1 protein-coding gene is annotated in these 3355 nt (G+C 69.6%); it reads right to left on the bottom strand.

Going from position 1 to position 3355, the window contains the following annotated elements; genetic code table 11:
• Nucleotides 1-3355: non-ribosomal peptide synthetase (locus I6E42_RS12605; protein WP_235372357.1), on the bottom strand; the 3355-nt coding region annotated here is incomplete at both ends.

The following is a 3355-nucleotide window of genomic DNA, read 5'->3' as shown; positions in this document are numbered from 1 at the left end:
GAGACCACCAGGGTACGGGCAGGGGAGGGAGTGGGAGCGGGATGGGCCTGAAGGTCCGCGCTCTGGGGGCAGAGCAGGGCGGCCTGACCCCGGGCGGTGGGCTGTTCATAGAATTGGGCCAGGGACAGGGTGAGACGGCTGTTGTTATAGAAGCTCAGAACGCTGAGAGCGGCCAGAGAGGTCCCGCCCTGCTCGAAGAAGGAGCGGTCGGGGTCCACGTCCCGGCGGTTCAGCACCCGGCGCCACAGGGCCAGGATCCAGTCCAGAGAACCGGGAAGCGTTTCCTGCGCAGGGGAGACGGGCTGGGGCGCGGGCTCCGGTTGAGGTTCAGGCATGGGAGCGGGGACAGTCTGGGGCGCAGGTTCACACACAGGCGCAGCCACCGGAACGGGAGCGGCAGGCCGGGATAGCACGGGTTCCGGCTGGGGCTGCGCCGACTGGAGGTTGGACGGTTCCGGGGCAGGCTGAGGGGCCGGAGCGGCCTCCACCGGGGGAACCGGGGCCGCGGGGGCCTCCACGGCGGCGAAGGTCTCGGGGGCTTTTTGCCCGCCGGCCTCCGCCCGCTCCCGCAGGGCCCGGAGGTTGATCTTGCCCGTGGGGGTGCTGGGCATGGACTCCAGGGCCTCCAGGTGGGAGGGGATCATATAGGCGGGCAGCACCTTGCCCAGGCGCTGGCGCATCTCGTGGTCATCGGGGCGGTCCGGGGCGGGGATATAGTAGGTGAACAGCTCCATGGAGCCGTCCTCCCGCCGCACGGGGACGGTGGCCGCCTGGAGGGCGCAGCCCTGGGACACCAGGGCGCCGTTGATCTCGTCCAGCTCCACCCGCTGACCGTTCAGCTTCACCTGGGCGTCACGGCGGCCCAGGAAGTCGTAGGAGCCGTCCAGCCGCAGCCGGGCGATGTCCCCGGTGCGGTACATCCGCTCGCCGGGGAAGAAGGGATCGGGATGGAAGGCGGCCTCGGTGAGGTCGGGGCGGGAGATGTAGCCCGCCGAGACGCACTCCCCGGCCAGCCAAAGCTCGCCCACGGCGGTGGGCAGCACGGGCTTCTGGTCGGCGTCCAGGATATAGACCCGGTTGTTCCGCATGGGCCAGCCCACATTGATGTGGGAGCGGTAGTCCGCCGGACAGGTGGTATTATACACGGTGCCCTCGGTGGGGCCGTACATGTTCACCTGGACCGAGTTGCAGGCGGCGGTCTGGGCCTTCTCCAGCAGGGTGGGGGTGAGCACCTCGCCGCCGTAGATCATCAGGTCCAGATTGGGGGCCGCCCGGCAGAAGGCCTCGTTGGAGAACCACATCTGCACCCGGGAGGGGGTGGACTGGGTGATCTTTATCCCGTCCCGCTCAATGAGCTCGGCCAGCTTCCAGGGGAGCATCATCTCCTCCTCATCGGCCATGACGATGGTCTTGCCCATGGACAGGGGAATGACCACCTCGCCGTTGAACATATCGAAGACCACGTTGGTGGTGCACAGAATGGGGCCGCCGGACCGCTCCAGGATCTCCCGGAAGCCCCCGGCCATGTTGGCGATGGACCGCCACACCAGCATGACCCCCTTGGGGTTGCCGGTGGAGCCGGAGGTGAACAGCACCTCGGCCAGGTCTGTCTCCTTCAGGGGGACGGCCTGGAAGGTGTCGCCGGCGCTCTGGTCGATGGGGACGAAGGTGACGGGCAGGGAGGGGGGCAGCTGGGCCCGGGTCCTGGGGTCACAGAGGATGTGGGAGATGCCCGCCGTGTCCACCATGGACTGGAGCCGCTGCTCCGGGTAGTGGGCCAGCAGGGGGGAGTAGGCGCCGCCCACCTTCCAGATGGCCAATACCGCGGCCACCAGGTCGGTGTTCCGGCTCAGGGCGATGCCCACCCGGCAGCCGGGCTGGGCTCCGGCCTGGGCCAGGAGGTTGGCGATCTGGCAGGCCCGCCGGTCCAGCTCCCGCCGGGTGATGGCCTTGCCGTGGAAGATGACGGCGGGGGCCTCCGGGTCCAGGGCCAGCTGGCGGGCAAACTGGACGGGGATGGGCAGGTTCAGGAAGGGGTAGACCGTGTTGTTGGGGATGTCCAGCAGTTCCATCCGGTCCCGGGGAGACAGGGCGTCCACGTCGGCCAGGGCGGCGTGGACGCTCCGGACTATACCGGCGGCCACGGCCTCTAGGCAGCGGCCGAAGTAGGCGGCCGTCTCGTCCAGAAACAGCTGGGTGGCGTATTCCAAGTGGAAGGAGTAGCAGCCGCCCTCCCGGGACAGCTCCACCCACAGGTCCATCCGGGCGGTGCCGGTGGGCAGGGGGAGGTACTCCAGGGGCGCGCCGCCCAAAGAGAAGCCGGCGGCGTCGACCGGGCGCTGGGAAAAGATGACCTGGAACAGGGGACTCTGGGACAGGGTGCGCTTGAGGCCCAGGGCGGAGACGATCTCCTCCAGGCCCACCTGCTGGTGGTCCAGCATCCCGTTGACCTCGTCCCGGACCCGGTCCAGGTAGTCGTCCACGGTCTGGCCGTGGGCGGGGGACAGCCGCAGGGGCAGGGTGTTGATGAAGGGGCCGCACATGGCCCGGGTCTCGGGCAGGAGGCGGCCCGCCGCTGCCGCGCCCACCACCAGGTCCTCCTTCCCCGACAGGCGGGAGAGGAGCAGGCCGAAGGCGGCCAGGAAGAACATATAGGGGGAGACACCCCGCTTGGCGCAGAAGTCGTCGCAGGCGCGGGACAGCTCTGGACTCAGGGTGTGGGCGATGGTCTTGCCCCGGAAATCGAACTCCCGGGTCCGGGTGAAGTCGCCGGGCAGCTCCAGGGGTTCGGGCAGGGAAGACAGCCGCTCCTTCCAATAGTCCAGCCGCCCGTCCCCGGCCTCCTTCCGGGCCAGGTGCCAGGCGTAGTCCAGATAGGTCAGGGGCTGGGCGGGCAAGGCCTCGCCCCGGTAGAGCCGGTCCAGCCGCTCCAAAAGCACGGGGGTGGTGAGACCGTCCCCGATGATGTGGTGGATGTTCAGCAGCAGCACCCAGCGGCCGGGGGCCTCCTCCCAGAGAGCGGCCCGGAGCAGGGGAGCCCGGTCCAGGGCGAAGGGGGCCAGAACAGGGGCGGCGGCCTCCTCCAGGGAGCAGTCCCGGCAGATGGGCAAGGTAAAGTCCGCCTGGGGCAGGACCCGGGCAAAGATGCCGTCGGCCTCGGGGGCGAAGACGGTGCGCAGCAGGGGCTCCTGGGCCACCAGGGCCTGGAAAGCGCCCTCCAGCCGGGGAATATCGGGGACCATGCCCAGACGGAAGGCCCCGGCCATGTGGTAGGTCTTGCCCGTGGGGTCCAGGTGGGACTGGACGTAGATGCCCTGTTGGATGGGGGTGAGGGGCCAGCGCTCCTGATGGGGCG

This window comes from Pseudoflavonifractor phocaeensis (genome assembly GCF_021531815.1).
Lineage (GTDB): Bacteria > Bacillota > Clostridia > Oscillospirales > Oscillospiraceae > Lawsonibacter > Lawsonibacter phocaeensis_A.
The sequence above is the reverse complement of the archived record's forward strand: the minus strand, read 5'-3'. Positions and strand labels throughout refer to the sequence as shown.